The sequence below is a fragment of the Agrobacterium deltaense RV3 genome (assembly GCF_900013505.1).
Taxonomy (GTDB): domain Bacteria; phylum Pseudomonadota; class Alphaproteobacteria; order Rhizobiales; family Rhizobiaceae; genus Agrobacterium; species Agrobacterium leguminum.
On sequence record NZ_LT009745.1, the window covers coordinates 1,457,811 to 1,471,395 of the forward strand.

15 protein-coding genes and 1 tRNA gene are annotated in these 13,585 nt (G+C 60.0%); 8 read left to right on the forward strand and 8 right to left on the reverse strand.

Annotation, left to right across the window (positions count from 1 at the left end):
* Positions 1–346 precede the first annotated feature (346 nt).
* Genes AGR7B_RS07410 through AGR7B_RS07420 form a run of 3 tightly spaced genes read left to right on the forward strand, consistent with a single transcriptional unit; the run spans position 347 to position 3,461 of the window.
* Positions 347–2,647, forward strand: coding sequence for an FdhF/YdeP family oxidoreductase (locus AGR7B_RS07410; protein WP_080856374.1), 2,301 nt, complete (start codon positions 347–349; stop codon positions 2,645–2,647).
* Positions 2,647–2,949 carry a hypothetical protein gene (locus AGR7B_RS07415; protein WP_080856375.1) on the forward strand — a complete coding sequence of 101 codons (303 nt, stop codon included), beginning with the start codon at positions 2,647–2,649 and terminating at the stop codon, positions 2,947–2,949. Before AGR7B_RS07410 ends, AGR7B_RS07415 begins: the two co-directional genes overlap by 1 nt.
* A gap of 17 nt (positions 2,950–2,966) precedes the next feature.
* Positions 2,967–3,461, forward strand: a complete 495-nt coding sequence (locus tag AGR7B_RS07420) for a peptide deformylase (protein WP_080856376.1) — start codon at positions 2,967–2,969, stop codon at positions 3,459–3,461.
* A 3-nt stretch (positions 3,462–3,464) separates the two neighbouring features.
* On the opposite strand, the gene AGR7B_RS07425 is transcribed toward AGR7B_RS07420, so the two are convergent.
* The gene (locus tag AGR7B_RS07425) at positions 3,465–3,890 is read right to left on the reverse strand and encodes an OsmC family protein (protein WP_080856377.1); all 426 of its coding nucleotides are present in this window, start codon (positions 3,888–3,890) and stop codon (positions 3,465–3,467) included.
* 111 nt (positions 3,891–4,001) lie between these two features.
* On the opposite strand from AGR7B_RS07425, the gene AGR7B_RS07430 reads away from it, so the two are divergent.
* On the forward strand, positions 4,002–4,169 hold the full coding sequence (locus AGR7B_RS07430) for a Thivi_2564 family membrane protein (RefSeq protein WP_003502827.1): 168 nt from the start codon (positions 4,002–4,004) through the stop codon (positions 4,167–4,169).
* A gap of 76 nt (positions 4,170–4,245) precedes the next feature.
* On the opposite strand, the gene AGR7B_RS07435 is transcribed toward AGR7B_RS07430, so the two are convergent.
* Positions 4,246–4,671, reverse strand: a complete 426-nt coding sequence (locus AGR7B_RS07435; protein WP_065655024.1) for a PAS domain-containing protein — start codon at positions 4,669–4,671, stop codon at positions 4,246–4,248.
* A gap of 216 nt (positions 4,672–4,887) precedes the next feature.
* Here AGR7B_RS07435 and AGR7B_RS07440 point away from each other — a divergent pair, with 216 nt between their 5' ends.
* A complete protein-coding gene (locus AGR7B_RS07440; RefSeq protein WP_125145676.1) occupies positions 4,888–5,133 on the forward strand; it encodes a hypothetical protein in 246 nt (81 codons plus the stop codon).
* Between the two features lie 199 nt (positions 5,134–5,332).
* On the opposite strand, the gene AGR7B_RS07445 is transcribed toward AGR7B_RS07440, so the two are convergent.
* A tRNA-Leu gene (locus AGR7B_RS07445) sits at positions 5,333–5,417 on the reverse strand.
* Positions 5,418–5,606: 189 nt separating this feature from the next.
* On the opposite strand from AGR7B_RS07445, the gene lipB reads away from it, so the two are divergent.
* The 3 genes from lipB (at position 5,607) to AGR7B_RS07460 (ending at position 8,496) form a co-directional block, all read left to right on the forward strand.
* Positions 5,607–6,338 (forward strand): lipoyl(octanoyl) transferase LipB, encoded by a 732-nt coding sequence (gene lipB / locus AGR7B_RS07450; RefSeq protein ID WP_121490406.1) that lies wholly within the window; start codon positions 5,607–5,609, stop codon positions 6,336–6,338.
* A 66-nt stretch (positions 6,339–6,404) separates the two neighbouring features.
* Entirely contained in the window at positions 6,405–7,472 is a 1,068-nt protein-coding gene (locus tag AGR7B_RS07455) for an NAD(P)-dependent alcohol dehydrogenase (protein WP_003524975.1), read from the forward strand.
* A gap of 88 nt (positions 7,473–7,560) precedes the next feature.
* Positions 7,561–8,496 (forward strand): DMT family transporter, encoded by a 936-nt coding sequence (locus AGR7B_RS07460; protein ID WP_162934077.1) that lies wholly within the window; start codon positions 7,561–7,563, stop codon positions 8,494–8,496.
* A 20-nt stretch (positions 8,497–8,516) separates the two neighbouring features.
* Here the strand turns inward: AGR7B_RS07460 and AGR7B_RS07465 are convergent, their stop codons facing one another.
* The 5 genes from AGR7B_RS07465 to yajC all read right to left on the reverse strand — a co-directional run bounded on the left by AGR7B_RS07465 (position 8,517) and on the right by yajC (position 13,383).
* Positions 8,517–8,975, reverse strand: a complete 459-nt coding sequence (locus AGR7B_RS07465) for a hypothetical protein (RefSeq protein ID WP_059753108.1) — start codon at positions 8,973–8,975, stop codon at positions 8,517–8,519.
* Between the two features lie 145 nt (positions 8,976–9,120).
* Positions 9,121–9,966 (reverse strand): phytoene/squalene synthase family protein, encoded by an 846-nt coding sequence (locus AGR7B_RS07470; RefSeq protein ID WP_080856378.1) that lies wholly within the window; start codon positions 9,964–9,966, stop codon positions 9,121–9,123.
* Between the two features lie 23 nt (positions 9,967–9,989).
* Entirely contained in the window at positions 9,990–10,382 is a 393-nt protein-coding gene (locus AGR7B_RS07475; protein WP_003524967.1) for an Mth938-like domain-containing protein, read from the reverse strand.
* On the reverse strand, positions 10,382–12,955 hold the full coding sequence (secDF, locus tag AGR7B_RS07480; RefSeq protein WP_003524965.1) for a protein translocase subunit SecDF: 2,574 nt from the start codon (positions 12,953–12,955) through the stop codon (positions 10,382–10,384). The genes AGR7B_RS07475 and secDF overlap by 1 nt, the downstream gene beginning before the upstream one ends.
* An 80-nt stretch (positions 12,956–13,035) precedes the next feature.
* Complete coding sequence (gene yajC, locus AGR7B_RS07485; RefSeq protein WP_003524964.1) at positions 13,036–13,383, reverse strand: preprotein translocase subunit YajC; 348 nt, start codon at positions 13,381–13,383, stop codon at positions 13,036–13,038.
* Positions 13,384–13,585: the final 202 nt, after the last annotated feature.

The window sequence follows — 13,585 nt, forward strand, 5'->3', positions numbered from 1 at the left end:
CAGAATGGCGTTAAAAGGTTTATTGTCAACAACCGGATAGCGGCAAATAAACAAGCTCTCCGGCTGCGACGAAAAATCCATACGACATTCCTCTTCCTCTTCGCAGGCTTAGCCACGGGCAGCGGCTATAGGCATGTTTAGCCAGGCTTTGCAGCTTGTTTTGCGACAACGCCCACCCCCTTTACGCCGTTCCCGTTTTAAATGTCGAACGGGCGAACAAAGGTTTCGCCGCAATGCACAATTAAGACATTGACAGGCAGCGTGGAACGGCGCTTCTGGATAGGCATTTGACAAACGGCAAACGCCGACTGGCGGCACGAGAAGACAGATTCCGGGAATCAGGAACATGAGCAAGACGGACTTCATTGGCAAGGCATCGACAGCCGCAGGCGGCTGGGGCGCACTCAAAAGCGTCGGCAAACGCCTTCTTGAATCCGGCGCCCCGATTTCCGGCGCCCGCACGCTTTTGAAGACCAACCAGCCGGATGGATTCGACTGCCCTGGCTGCGCCTGGGGCGACCCGGAACACGGCTCGTCTTTCGAATTTTGCGAGAACGGCGTCAAGGCCGTGTCATGGGAAGCGACGGAGGCCCGCGTGCCGCCGGACTTCTTCGCCAGCCGCACCGTCTCGGAACTGCGCGGCTGGTCCGACTACGATCTGGAAAAACAGGGCCGCCTCACCCATCCCATGCGTTATGACCGGGCGAGCGACAAATATCTGCCCGTCTCCTGGGACGATGCCTTCGCCGAAATCGGCCGTATCCTCAACAGCCTCGACAGCCCGGACCGGGCGGAGTTCTATACCTCCGGCCGCGCCTCCAACGAGGCGGCCTTCCTATATCAGTTGATGGTCCGGCTTTACGGCACCAACAATTTCCCCGATTGTTCGAACATGTGCCACGAAGCGAGCGGCGTTGGCCTGAAGGCTTCGATCGGCGTCGGCAAGGGCACCGTTTTGCTCGAGGATTTCGAACAGACGGACGCCATTTTCGTCATCGGGCAAAATCCCGGCACCAACCATCCCCGCATGTTGGGCGACCTGCGCCGCGCCGCCCTTCGCGGTGCCCGCATCGCCGTCTTCAACCCCATCCGCGAAAAGGGTCTGGAACGCTTTGCCGACCCGCAGGACAAGGTGGAGATGATTACCGGCGGCAGCACCCGCATCGCCACCAATTATTACCAGCCGCGCCAGGGCGGCGACATGGCGGCCGTGCGCGGCATGAGCAAGGCGGTCTTCGCCGCCGACGATGCCGCAAGGGCGGCGGGCGAACCCGCCATCATCGATTACGACTTCATCGCCGAACATGCGGCAGAGTTCGAGGCCTATCGTGCTGCCGTCGATGCGACGAGCTGGGAAAGCATTCTCGACCAGTCCGGCCTCACCCGCGCGGAGATCGAGGAAGCCGCCCGCATCTACATGAATGCCGGTTCCGTCATCGCCACCTGGGCCATGGGCGTCACCCAGCATAAGCATTCGGTCATCATCGTTCGCGAGATCACCAATTTCATGCTGCTGCGCGGCAATATCGGCCGTCCGGGCGCCGGCCTCTGCCCGGTGCGCGGCCATTCCAACGTGCAGGGCGACCGCACCGTCGGTATCGACGAAAAAGCCCCGCCAGCGCTTCTCGACGCGCTGGAAAAGGAACTCGGCGTCCCCATGCCGCGCAAGCCCGGCCACAATACCGTGGAAGCCGTCGCTGCGATGCTGGACGGCGAGGCGGAGACTTTCATCGCGCTCGGCGGTAATTTCATGCGTGCGACGCCCGACAGCCCGCTGATCGTCAAGGCCTTCGAAAAGCAGAAGCTGACCGTCAACATCGCCACCAAGCTCAACCATTCGCATCTGGTGCCGGGCGAAACCTCCTTCGTGCTGCCCTGCCTCGGCCGAACGGAAATCGACCGCAATTCGGCCGGCCGCGCGCAGATCGTCACGGTCGAAGATTCCATGAGCATGGTGCACGGTTCCGGCGGCATCAATCCGCCGGCCTCGGATGAGCTGCGTTCGGAAGTCGCCATCGTCGCCGGCATCGCCGAGGCGACGCTTGGCAATGTCCATGTCGACTGGAAGGCGCTTGCCGATGACTACGATCTCATCCGCGACATGATCGAGCGGGTCATTCCCGGTTTCGATAATTTCAACGAGCGCGTCCGCGTACCGCGCGGTTTTCATCTGCGCAATGCGGCGGCCGAACGGGAATGGAACACACCGGCGAAAAAGGCCACCTTCTATAGCGGCCCCTTGCCCGAACAGACCGAACACCAGCAGGCGCTCACGCGCGACGACCTGTTCGTATTGCAGACCTTCCGCAGCCACGATCAATACAACACCACGATCTACGGCATGGATGACCGTTATCGCGGCGTCTATGGCGAGCGCCAAGTCATCTTCATGAACCCGAAGGACATGGAAGCTCTCGGCGCTCATTCCCGCCAGCGCGTCGATGTCATCGGCGAATATGGCGACGGCGTGGAACGCATCGCAAAGAATTTCCGGCTGGTGCCCTATAATATCCCGCAGGGCAGCGTCGGCGGTTATTATCCGGAACTGAATGTGCTGGTGCCGCTGTCGAGCTACGGCGAAGGCAGTTTCACGCCGACATCGAAATCGGTGCTCGTCTCCGTTCGCCTGCGCCGGGATGCCTCCTGATGGAAGAGGAGCAATCCACTGCGGCGTTCATGGCGGCGGTGGAGCGGGTTCAGGAAAGCGCCTCACAGGCGCTGACCGCCACGGGCGCAGCGATCCTTCTTTCGGTTTATCTGACCATCGCCGCTGACAGCCGCAGTATCGCCAACCGGCTGGGGCTTGCACACGCCCTCATTCTGCGCGAAATCACTGCCCTGTCGCCACGTTTCGTGCGGGTGACAAAACGCGATGCCCGCACCCAGCGCAGCTTTCTGGAGGCAACCAAAGAAGGACAGGCCCTTGCGGCGGCGTCCCTACGGATTTGAAACGAACGGAGCATTCCTTGGCAATCAGGCCGATCCTGCCCTATCCCCATCCCGGCTTGTCCGAAATCTGCGCGCCGGTCACGGCTTTCGACGGGCAATTGCAGGAACTGGTGACGGACCTGATCGATACGATGCGCGCCGCACCCGGCGTCGGCATCACCGCCGCCCATATCGGCGTCAAACAGCGCGTTTTCGTGCTGGAGCTGACACCGGGAACCGTGCTCACCTACATCAATCCTGAAGTCGTCAGCCAATCCACGCAGACCATGCGCCATGTGGAGGGCAGCGTCTCCATGCCGGGCTTCACGGAGGAAGTGGAGCGACCCTCCGAAATCGAGGTGAGATTTCAGGACGTAGCCGGCGGCGAACACCGGCAGGCCGCCGAGGGATTTCACGCCATCTGCATCCAGCACGAGATCGACCAGCTGGACGGCATTTTCTGGCTGAAGCGCCTCTCGAAGCTCAAGCGCGACCGGCTGGTGAAAAAATGGGAAAAATCCCGGAAATCCTGATGGTCAGCCGGTAATCGACAGCGCAAATTCCGCATCGCCCTTCAGCGTGTTGCTGACGGTGCAGATATCCTCGGCCATATGGGCGATGGCGCTGCGCGTCGCCTCATCGAACCCCCCCTTTATCTCTATCCGGACATCGAAACGCACGATCCGCGACGGCTCCTCCTCAGCCTTTTCGCCGGATACACGCACCATGACCTTTTCGAACCGGTCGAGCACGCCCATGCGGCTCGCCGCAATCCGGGCGCTGAGCGCCAGACAGGCCGACAGCGACGAATAAAGAAGGTCGAGCGGATTGAAACCCGGCTCCGAGGCCGCCGTCACCACAGTCAGGGCGCCTCCGGTGGCCGTGACGACATCGGGATGCCCGAGACGGCCAAGAGTGACGACAGCGCCCGTCGGCCGCTTTTTAACCCTGAACTGATTCATGCCCGACCTCACACCGCAATTTCACCCGATGGAACCAAAATTAGCCTCGCGCTTTTACTCACGCAACGGTGAACGACCGTTGAGTATTGATTGAAAAGGGAGCTGGGACATATGGTTACATCTACGCTCGTCAGCATTCTGATCACCTTCCTGGTGATTGTGCTCGTCTTGTGGCTTATCGCGCGACTGCCGGTCGGCGGCGGTGCGAAACAGATCGCACAGGTGATCGTCATCATCATCGGCATTATTTCGCTGCTGAAATATCTCGCCGTCTTCTGATGTCCCCGCACGGTGCAGACGAAAAAAGGCGGCGAAAGCCGCCTCTTTTTATGCGCGGTTTTCACCCGTCCGGTCGCTATTGCCGAGGCTCGAACTGATAGGTTTTTTTCAGGGTAATATCCCGAACGCTGCCAATACCCAGAAACGGCGTATTGTCGGCATCGAAAATCGCCCTGCCCTTCGCCACGATCCACCGATCCGACCCATCCGGCAGATTGACCTTGTAGCGCTGGTCGAAAAACACCCCGGTAGTGATGCTCTCAAAAATGGCCTGCGCCACCTGATCGCGCATCTCGACGTCGATTCTTTCGAGAATCTCCTCGATAGTCACCCCACTCGACGCAACCGGCTCCGAAAACCCATGGCATTCCGCAGTGACCGCATCCATGATCAGCCTGTTATCGGAAATACTCCACATGTAATAGCCAAGCGCATTGTCTGAATCCGTTTTGTCCCCCTGCACGAAAACCCCCAGACATATTTTCCTGACAAAAGCTAACATCGGACCTCTAATATTCCACCCCTCCTTTTTGTAGGGGGAAACGCACGGCTACTACAGCGTGCATCGATATCCACTGAAATTTGACGATGACCGAATCCAGCTGGAGCATTTCCAGTAAAAGTGCGTAGCGGTTTTACGTCCCGGAATGCGAAAAAACAAAGCGATAGAGCACGCCCCACGATTCCGTTTTGACCGGACGTGCTCCAGGTTTCCGAAATGGACGATAAATTTCGAAGAGGCATCGCAAAACCACCTGCCTGCGCCTACATGGCTTGTGATGACATGTCGAAGGAGTTCAATATGGTGCGAGCCGCCCTCACGTTCGGATTGCTGACCGCAACCGTCTTTCTGGCCGGGTGCCAGACGTGGCATAGTCCATATCGTGGAAACGAGTGGCGCATGGATCAGGTCATGGATGGTGACCCCTACCGTGTCGGTGACGGCCAGCGCAACCGACGCTGATCCCACCTCGTGCATTCAATTCGAACGGCGGCAGGTCGATAATTTGCCGCCGTTAATTCGTGGCGCTCTGGCCGCGGGATAAAGCAGATTGGTGTGGTTTGGGACACATCCAATACGGTCCAACGAACCTGGGACAGGAAACAGAAGGCAAGCTAAACGACTGGCTAAAAAAGAAAAAACCCGCCGAAGCGGGTTTCTTTGGTGCGGTCGAGAAGACTCGAACTTCCACGGGTTGCCCCACAGCGACCTCAACGCTGCGCGTCTACCAATTCCGCCACGACCGCATCGTGGTAGGCGTCGACTTGCGCCGACGGGGGTGCATGTAGCAAAAGGATTTTCGGTGCACAAGAGCGTCGTGACAGTTTTTTGAAATTAAAAATCGCACCGCACCATCCTATATGCAGGAAGCCCGGAAATGCTGGGGTTGCGGCCTTGTCGCCATTTTGCGAGAAGGCTGTGGAAAGGACTTTTTCATGCTCACACGCACCGATATCGAGACAAACATGCTGCCCGCCGCCGGTTCGCCGCCTGTTCGCTGGCGAATCTCGGAAGGCCTCGTCCCTTATGAGCAGGCGATTGAGGAAATGGAGCGTGAAGTCGCCGCCATTGCCAGCGGCGAGGCCGACGAACTCGTCTGGCTTCTGGAACATCCGCCGCTCTATACCGCCGGCACCAGCGCCGATGCCGCCGACCTCATAGAACCGGAGCGTTTTCCCGTCTTCGCCACGGGTCGTGGCGGCGAATATACCTATCACGGGCCGGGACAGCGGGTAGTCTATGTCATGCTCGACCTGAAGCGTCGGCGGCAGGATGTCCGCGCCTATGTGGCGGCGCTGGAGGATGTCATCATCCGCACGCTCGACAAGATGAATGTGCGTGGCGAGCGGCGCGAGGACCGCGTCGGCGTCTGGGTCCGGCGGCCGGAAAAACCGCTGCTTCCCGATGGCGGCATGGCCGAGGACAAGATCGCGGCACTTGGCATCAGGCTGCGCAAATGGGTGAGCTTCCACGGGCTTTCGATCAATGTCGATCCGGACCTCTCGCATTTTTCCGGCATCGTTCCCTGCGGCATCAGCGCCTATGGCGTCACCAGCCTTGTCGATCTTGGATTGCCGGTTATGATCGGCGACGTCGACGTTCTGCTGCGCGAGGCCTTTGAGGAGGTGTTTGGCGAGGCAGTGCCCGAAACCGGCGCAAGCGGCTGATCCCACCGCAACCTTTGCCGCAGGCCGGTGTTTCCAGCATCGATCACCACAAGAGGAGGAACGATCATGTTCACAACGTCCGCCTATGCCTGCGATGACGGTTCTTCGCCGATGAAGCTCGCGACCATCAAGCGTCGCGATCCCGGCCCGCGCGATGTCGAAATCGAGATCGAATTCTGTGGCGTCTGCCACTCCGATATCCACACTGCCCGCAGCGAATGGCCGGGCTCCCTCTATCCCTGCGTTCCAGGCCACGAAATCATCGGCCGCGTCGGCCGTGTCGGCGCGCAGGTCACCCGGTTCAAGGCGGGCGACCGCGTCGGCGTCGGCTGTATCGTCGATAGCTGCCGGGAATGCGCAAGCTGCGCCGAGGGGCTGGAGCAATATTGCGAAAACGGCATGACCGGCACCTATAATTCGCCCGACAAAGCGATGGGCGGCGGCGCGCATACGCTCGGCGGTTATTCCGCCCACGTCGTCGTCGATGACCGTTACGTCCTCAATATTCCCGAAGGCCTCGATCCGGCGGCAGCAGCACCCCTGCTCTGCGCGGGTATCACCACCTACTCGCCGCTGCGCCACTGGAACGCCGGACCCGGCAAGCGTGTCGGCGTTGTCGGTCTTGGCGGTCTTGGCCATATGGCGGTCAAGCTCGCCAATGCCATGGGCGCAACCGTGGTGATGATCACCACCTCGCCCGGCAAGGCGGAGGATGCGAAAAAGCTCGGCGCACACGAGGTGATCGTCTCGCGCGATGCCGAGCAGATGAAAAAAGCCGCTTCGAGCCTCGATCTCATCATCGACGCCGTGGCCGCCGACCATGACATCAACGCCTATCTGGCGCTGCTGAAACGTGACGGCGCGCTGGTGCAGGTGGGCGCGCCTGAAAAGCCGCTCTCGGTTATGGCCTTCAGCCTCATTCCCGGTCGCAAGACCTTTGCCGGCTCGATGATCGGCGGCATTCCCGAGACGCAGGAAATGCTGGATTTCTGCGCCGAAAAAGGCATCGCTGCCGAAATCGAGATGATCGATATCGATCAGATCAACGACGCTTATGAACGCATGATAAAAAGCGATGTGCGTTATCGTTTCGTCATTGATATGAAGAGCCTGCCGCGCCAGAAGGCTGCCTGACCCCGGAAGGGGGGCGACCTTGCGGGCGTCCCCTCTCCCGTTGGACCTTTCGGTCGAAAGCGCAGCCTGACCCATGACTCCCCGATCCATGACCAGCCAGACCGGTTTCAACGATATCGCCAAGGGCATGACCATCATGGCGGGTTGCATGCTGGTGCTGCCGGTCATGGATGCGATTGCCAAATACATGGCGGTGAGCGGCGGCATGTCGCCGGCGCAGGTGACCTTCTACCGCTTCTTTTTCCAAGTGCTCTGCACCCTGCCGCTGCTGCTCGTGGTGTCGCCCAGGGCGCTGTTCAGCGCCAAGCGGCCGTGGATGAACTGCCTGCGTGGCGTCCTGCACGCCTCGGCCAGCCTGATGTTCTTCGCCGCCGTCAAATACATGCCGCTCGCCGATGTCTTCGCGATCTATTTCGTCGAGCCTTTCATGCTGACGATGATGTCGGCCCTCTTCCTCGGTGACAAGGTGGGCTGGAAGCGCTGGACGGCGATTGCGGTCGGCTTCGGCGGCGCGCTGATCGTCATACAGCCGAGTTTCGAAATCTTCGGCTGGACATCGCTTCTGCCGGTCGCCTGCGCCTTTCTTTATACGCTCTACCTTTTCCTGAACCGCGCCATCGGCGATGCCGACAGCCCGCTGGTCATGCAGACAATGTCCGGCATTGCGGGAACCGTGTTCATGGGGGCGGCACTTTTCGCCGGCGATGCGCTGGGCGACAAGGATTTTGCCGTCTCGCTGCCGCAATCCGGCTTCGCACTTGCCCTGCTCATATTGTTAGGATCGATATCCGGCTACATGCACCTGCTGATCGTCAGGGCCTTCCGGCTGGCGCCGCTCTCTCTGCTGGCGCCGTTCCAGTATTTCGAGATCATCTCGGCGACGATCCTGGGTTATGCGCTGTTTTCGGATTTCCCGACGCCGTCGAAATGGCTCGGCATCCTCATCATCGTCGCATCCGGCCTGTTCATCATCTGGCGCGAGCGCCAGCAGGCCGGTGCGACCCCGCCGCTTGACGGGCAGTGACAGCCGACACCTGACGTGCCTCAACCGTTCGAGGGCAGCGGGCCTTCGTCGTGATGGTCCTGCGCCTCCACGAGACTGCCGAGCAGCCAGAGGGAAACCTCGGCCGCTTCTCCGGCCGATTTGAACCGGTATGAGCCGCTATATTTCGGCATGTCGAAAAAGGTGACGACGAAACCGTCGCCGCTTTCAAGACTTTCGACCCGGATCCGCTCGGGATCGATCATCACGCACACATAATGCGATCCCATATTGCGCATGAAGCCGGCCTTGTTGTCGTGCAGCCGCACGAAGGCTGCGCCGCCATCCGCCGTCATATGCAGACTTCTGATCGCCTCATTGGGAAAGGCGCGGGCGAAATCCATGATCGCCTGCCCCACATCGTGACTGTTATCCTCATCCGTCGCCCGCGACATGCGCCAGGCGTAAACAGCGAAGACCGAAAGCAGCACGAAAACGATAATCCAGATCGCAATACTCATCCGGGACGCTCCCTCAGCATCGAAACATCAAGATTCGCGAATCGAAACGACGCGAACCCGGTTCAGCTTCATATAGACCGAGGCTTGTGCGAAGTGTTGCTTTGCGGGATCGACGTCGCTTCGCCGCCTGGCACGATCCGCGCCATCAGAAACGCTTGAGGAACGAAGCCTTTGCCAGCAGCCATTGCCGGCGAAGCTGCGACAGTTGCAGGTCTCCGTCGAATACGCCGCTCCCCGCCTTTCTCGCGGCGGCGATGACCGGCCCGGACAGGGCGACGGGAAGATAGGCGGCAAAGACATTTTTCGAAATCTTCGCGCGTCTCGCCTTCTCAATATGATCCAGCGCATGGGCCGCGAAAATTTCGATGGCGATGCCGATGCGCTGCCTGTCCTGCCCTTCAAGAAATGTTTCGCGGTCGAGCCCGGCCGCAGCCAGCATATCGGCGGGAATATAGACCTGCCCGCGACGCCGGTGCAGCGGCATGAGCAGCAGCATGCCCGCCATGGCCTGCGCCACGCCCGCGTGCCCTGCCGCCTCCGCGCTGGATGCGGCGTCTTCAGCGGAAAGCACGAGACTTGCAAGCTGGATCAATGCGGATGCGGTCTCTCCGGCATAACCTTCCAATGCATTGCGATCCTCGAACAGGTCGTCATAGAGATCGAAGATACGCGCCTCGATCATATTGGCGAGAACCGGGCGCGGCAGGCGATAGTGCTCGATCGTCGTCAAAAGCGCTGCTGCCACCGGGTGGGATTGGCTGTCGCCATGTGGATTGCCGTCGAGAAGATCGCGCCACCATTGCATGCGCACCTCTCCGGGCAGCGCTTCGCGCACGGAATCGCGGATGCGGGCAATTTCGGCATTGAAGGCGTATAGCGCGGCAAGCGCATTACGCCTGTCGGCAGGCGACAGAAGACAGGCGAGATAGCGGTCGCGATCGGTATCGCGCAGCGTCGCGAGGCAGACGTCGAGATTTTCTGTGGGTGCCATGGTTCCCCGCGCGAAACGTCCTGTCAGCCTTCGACGGCAATCAGCGCCGCGGCCACGGCACGCGATTCCGACAGCATGATGTTATAGGTGCGCACGGCAGCACCCGTGCTCATCGGGTCGACGGAAATGCCCGCTTCCTTGAAGGCGGCGCGCAATTCCTTCGGCAGAACCCGCATGCCGTCGCCCGTGCCGATCAGCAGCACTTCGATATCCTGCGCTTCCGCCAGAACCTTTTCGAAATGTCCGACCGTCAGTTCTTTCGCATCGACAGGCTCCCACCCATAGATGCCCGAAGGCAGGAGCAGAAGCGAACCGCGATGCGACATGTCGGCAAAACGGAACCCGCCATTGCCATAGGCATCGATGGGCGCCCGGCCGGGAAAATGGGCCGGGCGTATTTCAATCCCGCCGGCCATCAGACGGCAGGCTTGCCGCCAATGGCGCCGGTGTTGTTTTCTTTCTTGTCGTCCTTCTCGTCTTCCGCATCCTTGCTATCAGGACGCAGCTTGAAGGCGATCAGCACCGGAGCGGCGATGTAGACCGAGGAGAACACGCCGATACCGACACCGAACAGCATGGCGAAGGTGAAGGAACGGATGACCTCGCCGCCGAAGAGATACAGTGCCAGCAGTGCCAGAAGTACGGTCAGACCGGTAAGGATCGTACGCGACAGAGTCTGGTTCAGCGACACGTCGATGATCATGGAAAGCGGCATCTTCTTGTATCGCCTGAGGTTTTCACGGACACGGTCGTAGATGACGACGGTGTCGTTCAGTGAATAACCGATGATCGTCAGGATCGCCGCGATACTGGTCAGATTGAACTCTATCCCCAGGAAGACGAACAGTCCTATCGTGAAGACAACGTCATGCACCATGGAGATGACCGCGCCGAGTGCAAACTGCCACTCGAAGCGAACCCAGATGTAGACCATGATCGCCGCCATGGCGAGCATAACGCCGATGGTGGAGGTAACGGTCAGGTCGCCGGAAACGGCAGGACCCACCACTTCCACGCGGCGGAAGTCGTATTTGTCCTCAAGCTCGCCGCGTACCATGGTGATGGCGGACTGCTCAGCATTTTCGCCGCCGTCCTGCGCCTGAATGCGGATGAGAACATCCTGCGGCGTACCGAAATTCTGCGCCTGGATTTCACCGAGGTTGAGCTGGTTCAGACGATCGCGAATATCGGCCAGATCGGCTTCACCCTGCTTGGCGCGCACTTCGATGACCGAACCGCCCTGGAAATCGATGCCGAGGTTCAGACCCTTGGCCACGAAACCGCCGACGCAGGCGAGCATGATGGCGCCGGTGATCATGAACACCACGCGGCGATAACGCATGAAGGGAATGTCGCGACCGTCGAACATGGCGGTGCGGACACCCTTCGGCAGGTGCTTCGGACGGCTGCGGCGAACCCAGTAGCCGAACATCCACGCTGTTAGCGTATAGGCCGTGAAGACGGTCGTGATGATACCGACGGCCAGCGTAACCGCGAAGCCTTTGACCGGGCCGGTACCCATGTAGAACAGCACGCTTGCGACGATCAGCGTCGTCAGGTTGGCGTCGATGATAGTGGCGAAGGCGCGGGTAAAGCCGTTATCCAGTGACTGGATCAGCGGTTTGCCGCTCTTCACCTCCTCGCGTATTCGCTCATAGATCAGAACGTTCGAATCCACGGCCATGCCGATGGTCAGGACGATACCGGCAATACCCGGCAAGGTCAGCGTCGATCCGATCACACTTAGCACCGCAAGCAGCATGATGACGTTGACGATGAGGGCGATATTCGCCAGCAGGCCGAAGAAGCCATAAAAGACGAACATGAAGATGAGGACGCCGACCGCGCCAATGGCGCTGGCCGTCAGACCGGCGGTGATGGAGTCGTTACCGAGGCTCGGGCCGACGGTGCGTTCTTCAACCACGGTCAGCGTGGCCGGCAGCGCGCCGGCGCGCAGCAGAACCGCGAGGTCGTTCGCGCCCTGCACCGAGAAATTACCCGAAATCTGCCCCGAACCGCCGATGATCGGCTCGCGGATCACAGGTGCGGAAATGACCTGGTTATCGAGAACGATGGCGAAAGGCTTGCCGACATTCTGCTGCGTCGCCTGCGCGAAGCGCTGCGCACCGCGGCTGTCGAAGCGGAAGGTGACGACCGGTTCGTTGGTCTGCTGGTTGAAGCTTGCCTGCGCATCGACAAGATTGTCGCCGGAAACGAGCGCGCGACGTTCCACCAGATAGGGAACCGGCGGATCGTCCTGTGAATAGAGAACCTCGGAGGTCGCTGGCGGACGGCCGTTCATGGCTTCCTGTACCGGCATCGTCGTATCGACCATGCGGAAGGAGAGCTTTGCCGTCTGGTTCAGAAGCGATTTCAGGCGCTGCGGATCCTGAAGGCCGGGCACCTGCACGATGATGCGGTCCGAACCCTGACGCTGGATGAGCGGTTCGGTGGTGCCGACTTCGTCAACGCGACGGCGCACGACTTCGATGGACTGCGAAACGGCGGACGACAGGCGGTAGTCGATGCCTTCATCCGTCAGGTTGAGCCTGAGCAGATTGTCGCCACCGTCATTCATCGTCACTTCTGTGATGGAGCCGCCGACCAGCGTGCCGGCGGACACCGGCTGCGTCAGGTCGCGAAGCGCGTTCTTGGCGGCCTCCACCTGAGCGGGATCGCTGATGCGGACCTGAATCTGCTGGCCGTTGCCGGTCAGCCCCGAATAGCGGATGTTGGCGTCGCGAAGCTGCGTGCGCACATCACCCACGATCGTTTCAAGCCGTTCCTTGACGATGTCGGAACGCTCGATCTTGAGCATGATGTGCGAACCGCCCTGAAGGTCGAGACCGAGCGTTACCTTGTTGTCCTTGTACCAGGCAGGCATGCCCTCCAGCTGTTTGTCCGTAAACAGGTTGGGAGAGGCGATGAAGACGCTTGCCAGCACAAGCAGCCAGATGAAGACTGTTTTCCAACGGGAAAAATGAAGCATTTCGATCTCGGTCAGGGTTGGGGTAGCGCTTTGCGCAACCCGTCAAAATTCGCAATCGGGCATTCGATAATCCGGCAGGATCAGGAAGCGGCTTCCGTCTTGACCACTTCGCCCTTCACACGCACTTCGGCGATGTAGGCACGGGCGGCACGGATTTTCACGCCTTCGGCGATTTCGACTTCGAGTTCATTGTCATCGATGACCTTGGTCACCTTGCCGACGATGCCGCCGCCGAGAACGACCTGATCGCCACGGCGAATATTGGTCAGCGTTTCCTGGCGCTTCTTCATCTGCGCGCGCTGCGGGCGGATAAGGAAAAAGTACCAGACCACCATAAGCGGCGCAAACAGGAAAAGCATCTCAAGGCCGGAACCGAAGGCCGATGCGCCGCCCGCTGCGTCCTGGGCAAAAGCTTGACTAATGAACATATAAAACTCCTCAGAATTACGGCACGACCTTGGATGCCGCCCCAGCTTTCAAGCCGCCGGAATATAGTGGGGAACGCCGGGATTGCAACAGATGCAGGGCCCACGCCGTACCGATTCCGGACCTCTTAACCTTTATGGGCCTGAAACGCCATGCTAGGCCGGGCGCAAAACAGAGTTTTGAACACCAGACAAGCGGAAGAAA

Excerpts from the sequence above, each read along its gene's own strand:
- AGR7B_RS07410 (WP_080856374.1), top strand. The coding sequence starts at position 347 with ATGAGCAAGACGGACTTCATTGGCAAGGCATCGACAGCCGCAGGCGGC.
- AGR7B_RS07415 (WP_080856375.1), top strand. The coding sequence starts at position 2,647 with ATGGAAGAGGAGCAATCCACTGCGGCGTTCATGGCGGCGGTGGAGCGG.
- AGR7B_RS07425 (WP_080856377.1), bottom strand. The coding sequence starts at position 3,890 with ATGAATCAGTTCAGGGTTAAAAAGCGGCCGACGGGCGCTGTCGTCACT.
- AGR7B_RS07430 (WP_003502827.1), top strand. The coding sequence starts at position 4,002 with ATGGTTACATCTACGCTCGTCAGCATTCTGATCACCTTCCTGGTGATT.
- AGR7B_RS07435 (WP_065655024.1), bottom strand. The coding sequence starts at position 4,671 with ATGTTAGCTTTTGTCAGGAAAATATGTCTGGGGGTTTTCGTGCAGGGG.
- AGR7B_RS07440 (WP_125145676.1), top strand. The coding sequence starts at position 4,888 with ATGGACGATAAATTTCGAAGAGGCATCGCAAAACCACCTGCCTGCGCC.
- lipB (WP_121490406.1), top strand. The coding sequence starts at position 5,607 with ATGCTCACACGCACCGATATCGAGACAAACATGCTGCCCGCCGCCGGT.
- AGR7B_RS07455 (WP_003524975.1), top strand. The coding sequence starts at position 6,405 with ATGTTCACAACGTCCGCCTATGCCTGCGATGACGGTTCTTCGCCGATG.
- AGR7B_RS07460 (WP_162934077.1), top strand. The coding sequence starts at position 7,561 with ATGACCAGCCAGACCGGTTTCAACGATATCGCCAAGGGCATGACCATC.
- AGR7B_RS07465 (WP_059753108.1), bottom strand. The coding sequence starts at position 8,975 with ATGAGTATTGCGATCTGGATTATCGTTTTCGTGCTGCTTTCGGTCTTC.
- AGR7B_RS07470 (WP_080856378.1), bottom strand. The coding sequence starts at position 9,966 with ATGGCACCCACAGAAAATCTCGACGTCTGCCTCGCGACGCTGCGCGAT.
- AGR7B_RS07475 (WP_003524967.1), bottom strand. The coding sequence starts at position 10,382 with ATGGCCGGCGGGATTGAAATACGCCCGGCCCATTTTCCCGGCCGGGCG.
- secDF (WP_003524965.1), bottom strand. The coding sequence starts at position 12,955 with ATGCTTCATTTTTCCCGTTGGAAAACAGTCTTCATCTGGCTGCTTGTG.
- yajC (WP_003524964.1), bottom strand. The coding sequence starts at position 13,383 with ATGTTCATTAGTCAAGCTTTTGCCCAGGACGCAGCGGGCGGCGCATCG.